This window comes from Streptomyces hydrogenans (genome assembly GCF_014656075.1).
In the GTDB taxonomy this organism is placed as follows: Bacteria; Actinomycetota; Actinomycetes; order Streptomycetales; family Streptomycetaceae; genus Streptomyces; species Streptomyces hydrogenans.
The window spans coordinates 1-4,919 of the sequence record NZ_BNBS01000243.1 but is presented as its reverse complement, the minus strand read 5'-3'; the positions used below and the strand labels follow the sequence as shown (position 1 = coordinate 4,919).

General features: G+C 70.5%; 5 protein-coding genes. All 5 read right to left on the bottom strand.

Features of this window, described 5'->3' with window-relative positions; translation table 11 throughout:
- Positions 1-517 (bottom strand): MBL fold metallo-hydrolase (locus tag IE321_RS40775; protein WP_190226675.1); only part of this gene is annotated, 517 nt, incomplete at its 3' end.
- A gap of 343 nt (positions 518-860) precedes the next feature.
- A complete protein-coding gene (locus IE321_RS42675; RefSeq protein WP_229916834.1) occupies positions 861-1,253 on the bottom strand; it encodes a SulP family inorganic anion transporter in 393 nt (130 codons plus the stop codon).
- Entirely contained in the window at positions 1,232-1,672 is a 441-nt protein-coding gene (locus IE321_RS42670; protein WP_229916833.1) for a SulP family inorganic anion transporter, read from the bottom strand. Before IE321_RS42670 ends, IE321_RS42675 begins: the two co-directional genes overlap by 22 nt.
- Positions 1,673-2,389: 717 nt before the next feature.
- Complete coding sequence (locus tag IE321_RS40765) at positions 2,390-2,785, bottom strand: hypothetical protein (protein WP_190226674.1); 396 nt, start codon at positions 2,783-2,785, stop codon at positions 2,390-2,392.
- A partial coding sequence (locus tag IE321_RS40760; RefSeq protein WP_190226673.1) for an ALF repeat-containing protein occupies positions 2,785-4,919 on the bottom strand: 2,135 nt, incomplete at its 5' end. The genes IE321_RS40765 and IE321_RS40760, both read right to left, overlap by 1 nt.

Genomic DNA, 4,919 nt, shown 5'->3' with positions numbered 1-4,919 from the left:
CGTGGACGTTCTCGCTGACGGCGTGCTCCATGAAGCCCTTCGGGGCGAGTACCGGGATGCCGTCCTCGGTGCCGTGCGGGAGGACGCCGCGGACGCCGCCGAAGTGGTCGCCGTGCGAGTGGGTGTAGATCACCCCGGTGACGGGGCGGTCGCCGCGGTGCTCCTTGTAGAGGGCGAAGGCGGCGGCCGCGGTCTCGACGGAGATCAGCGGGTCGATGACGATCACACCGTGCTCGCCCTCGACGAGCGTCATGTTGGAGATGTCCAGGCCGCGTACCTGGTAGATGCCCTCGGTGACCTCGTACAGGCCCTGGCGGGAGGCGAGCTGCCCCTGGCGCCACAGACTGGGGTGGGCCGTGTTCGGGCAGTCGGCCTTCAGGAAGGCGTAGGCGTCGTTGTCCCAGATCACCCGGCCGTCATCGGCCCGCACGACACCTGGCACGAGGGAGCCGAGGAAGCCCCGGTCGGCGTTGTCGAAGTCGGTCGTGTCCTCGAAGGAGGGCAGGGTCTCCGTCATGTGCCTGATGCTCCGTTCCCACACTCGTTCTACCTGTCGGTCCATCTGAACATCAGCCGCGAACTATCGCATATCGGACACATGGTGGGGCGGTCGAGACGTCCGCTCGCGCGCGGCCACCCACGCTTCCTCCAGCCCGCCGAGGAGTTCGGGGCGGCGGGGACGACGCCGCCGTCACCGAGGCGGTCGGCGGTCCCGGAGCGCTGGAGGAGGTGTGTGAGCGAGGGCCGGCCGCCGCAGAGGACCAGCCGGCCGTCCTGGTCGCCGAGGTGGCGGGCGTACCGGTCGAGAAGTTTGATCATGGCCGAGAGCGGGACGTCGGGCAGGGCGCGGACCACCAGAATCAACACCGCGCCGCGGGCCCCGTCGGGGCGGGAAGCTGGGCCTCGATGCGGGGCGGCTCGACGAAGAACGACGATCCCGCGTAGTCGAGGACGGTGACCTCGCCGGGTGGGAGGGCGGCAGCCGGTTCGGCGGTCCGCCAGCGGCCGTCGTCGGCGCGTACGAGGGCGACGGGCTTCGCCTGGCGGGCGGCCTGGGCGCAGTAGAGGATGAGGGAGAGGGCGGCGCCCAGGATGACGGCCTGCTGGAGGGGGAGCCGGGTGGTGGCGACGAAGGTGAGGACCGTCGCGCCGGCCGACATCCACGCGGTGAGGAGGACACGGAGGATGTCGTGGCGCTTGCCCCGGATCAGTTCACCGCTCACCACCAGGATCAGGCCGCCGACGACGGGCATGGGGATGCGTTCGGCGAGCGAGCCGCACAGCAGGACGACCAGGGCGAGGAAGACGCCGGAGACCGCCCCGGCCCAGCGGTGCGGGCGCCGGCCGAGACGGCGACGCCGGTGCGGGACGTCGAGCCGCCCGAGGGCAGGGCCTGGAAGAGGCCGCCGGCGAGGTTCGCGTAGCCCTGGGAGCGGAAGTCGTCGTTGATGTCGGAGCGGGTGCCGTCCGGGTCGGGCAGGGAGGGCGCGATGCCGACGGCCTGGGCGAGGGCGACGAGGGCGACCGAGACCGTGCCCCGGAGCAGGTGCGGAGCGGCGGAGAGATCCGGGGCAGCCGTCAGGTCGGGGGCGGTGAAGGACGGCGGGGTGGAGGGGATCGCGGCGATGTCCCGTACGAGCTCCGCATCCGCCGCTGGCAGAGCGACGGTCACCCTCGCGATCAGCAGCGCGACCGGTTCGAGGCGCCTTACCGCGCGGGCCGCCGACCAGACGCCGCTCGTCGGCTCGGCGGCGAGGGCGGCGGCGAGCCGCTCGCGGCCGACGTGCCACAGCCGGTAGAGCTTGTTGTGGCCCCCCGGGCTTGTAGCCGGGGGCGTCTTTGAGGACGCCGGTGATGATCTGGAGCGCGATACCGGTGGAGAAGCCGGTCATCACCGCGTTCGACACGAAGCTCATCACCGCGCCCAGCCGCAGCGCCCCATCCGCAGCATCACCGCGCCGACCGTCACGGTCAGCAGGGCGATGTTCCCGGCGGCCTTCGCATCGAGCCCGGCGTCCGACAGCACGCTCTGAGAGGTGAGCGCGATGGCACTGGTCAGAGTGCATGGCCACGCTCAAGTGCCGGCGTCTACGGCGGAAACTCCGCTGCTGTCCCGACCGCGCCACCAGCATCGTGAAGGCCGTCCTCGGCCTTCACCCCGCATCAGCGTGAGGTGGGAAAGGGCTCAGCCGCACGACACGACGGACGGGCTGAAGCCAACGGGCGCGACCGCGTGCACATGCGACAACAGGGCCTCCTGGAAAGCTCCTGGCTTCAACAACCACCGAGCTACCGAGAGGCCCTGCCTTCATGCGTACATCACCGGAAGATCACCCGGCCAGGAGGCCTGTTCGACCCCCACGTTCCATGACCGGTTGAGACACGGCTTCTAACTCTCCGTGCTCTTGGTGAGCACCAGGGACCACGACCCGTCCGGAGTGCTGAACGCCACCTTCCCTCCACCGCGCGCGTAGAGCTGGACACCGGAGACCTCACCGATGCCACGCTCTTCGATGTCCAGGTAGACGAAGTCTTCGCTGAAGGAGCCGCTGTCCACGAAGTCCCAGTGGCCGTGCAAATCTTCGGGGTCGGTGTTCGCGTCTGTCGACAGACCGGTGGCAGTGAACGTGCCGTCGGAATCGAGCCGGATCTCGCCGCCGGTCTCCTTGTTGCGGTAGACGCCGGGCAGGTCTTCGGCGTCGACCTGAGCCGTGCAGCCTGCGGTGAGTACCGCGGCAGCGGCCAGGGCGGCGGCGAACCAACGACCACCCGTCAGCTTGGGCATTACGATCCCAGCGTCACGTTGAACTCGATGACCATGGTCATGGTCGACCCCGGCCCTGAGTCGCCGCTGACCCAGTCGATCAAACCATTGATGGCCTTACCGGGGCCCTCCTTCCACCAGTCCTGGTACCCGATGACAGGCGGGCGGGTTGCGGACTCGATGCTCTGCTCGCTGTACGCCGTGTACCGCCACACCACGCTGCCGTCCGCGTTCTTCCGGATGGGGGTCATCCGGATCTGCTGTGAGCCCAGGAACGCGTACGCGGAGTTTCCGGTGTACCCGGTCAGGAGTCCGTCTCCCGGTTGCGTGAACCCGGCGTCCCTGAGCCACTTCAGACCCTGGAAGCCGGCGAGACTGTAGTCGTACATGTACGTGTGGCCCAGCTCGTAGTCCCCGGACCGCACCCGGTCGGCAAAGTAGCCGAGGGCCTCATTGGTCCAGGGGTGCTCGCGGTAGAGCTTGGTGAACCCGTCGTTCGGGCCGAAGCACTGGGAGCGATCGCCGCCTCCCGTGAGCCAGCTCCACCCCAGCTCGAACGGGTTGTTGCCGTTTCCGGACGGGATGGGCTTGCCGAACGGCGTCAGACAGCTCTCGGCTCCGGCCGGAAGGCTGTTCCCGCCGGAGCCGATGGGAACGGTCGCATTGTCGATCGCCTTCTGGATCGCCTCGCGCACCGCGGCCTGGGCAACAAGAACGTAGGCCTGGGTTGCGGCCTGCGCGGCGGCGACGGCGTCCTTGCCGGCATCGAGTGCCTGCTTGCGAGCCACCGTCGCCGAGATCGCGGCGTCCGTGGCGTAGCGCGCGGCGATCTCGGCGGACCGCACGGCTCGCGTCGCGGCCTGACGTGCCACGCTGCTCGCCTTGACCGCCGCGGCGGCTGCGTTGCTCGCGGTCTGGGCGGACTTCGCCGCTTCGGCCGCGGACTTCTCGGCGGCCTCGGCGTTGTCACGTGCCTCCTGCGCGGAGCTCTCCGCGGCCTCGGCGTAACCCTGGGCGAGGTTGGCCCACTCCTTCGCCTTGTCAGCGGCCTGGCGTGCGATGGCGGCGGCCTCGGAGGCGCGGGCCGCGTCCTCCTGCGCGTTCGCCGCGATCTTGGCCGCGCGTGCGATGGACGCACGGACCGCGCTGATGTGCGTGGCACGATCGTGGTCGATCCGCGCGATCTCGTACTGAGTGGTCGAGATGAACTGGCGGAGCATGAAGGTGTCGCCCTCGAGCGCGATCTGCGCCGCCGCCTTGGTGTAAGGGCCTCCGTTTGCGAGGAGTGCGGACGCGGCCACCCGGTCGTCCTCGCGTACGGCCGCCTCGCGCCCGACCCACAGGAAGGTGTGCAGGGCCTCGGCGGTCCCCGCGTCCAGTGCGGCCGATGCCTCGTTTCGCACCCTGGTGCCGCTGCTGGGGTCGGCCAGGATCCTGGCCACCTCGACCCGGTTGTCCTCAGCGGCCGCCTCGACCGCTCCGGTCTCCAGGAACGCCTTGATCTTGGCGTGGTCCTCGGTCTTCAGAGCCGCCGCGGCCGCCGTGGCCACGGCCTGCGTCGACATTGCGGCCTGCGCCGCGACGTTCTCGACGTTGTCCTGCTGCAGCGCGAGGACGCGGTCGGTCGAGATCCAGTTGACGACGTCCTGGTCCGATCCGGCCAGCGCGTACTCCGCCGCCTGACGGGTCCAGGTCCCCGAGCCCTCCAAGAGGCGGACCGCCGCCTTGCGCCCGGCCGCCGCGGCCTGCTCGACGGTTCCGTTCTGCAGCGCTGATTCCGCAGAGCTGATGAGTGCCCGGAGCTCTTCCGTGAGGCGTGCTTCCTGGGTCCGCTCCCGGTTGAACCGCTCGAGCTCGTTCAGCTCCGCCTGCGCCGCGAGCCGTGCCTGCTCGATCGCCTCGCTGGTCTCCTCGGCGAGACTTTCGGCCTCGGCCTGGCGGGCCGCCGCTTCGACATCCCGCGCCTTGACGACCGCGGCGGCGGCGGCGTTCGCCGCCTCGACAGCGGCGTTGGCGGCGAGCGTGGACCGGTTGGCGTAGTCGACCGCCTCACCGGCGTGGGCGGCCGCTTCCTTGGCCGCGGCCGCGGCCTTCTCGGCGTGATCGGCGGCGCTGTTGGCCGCGTCACGCGCCGCGCGGGCAGCGGCGGCCGCCT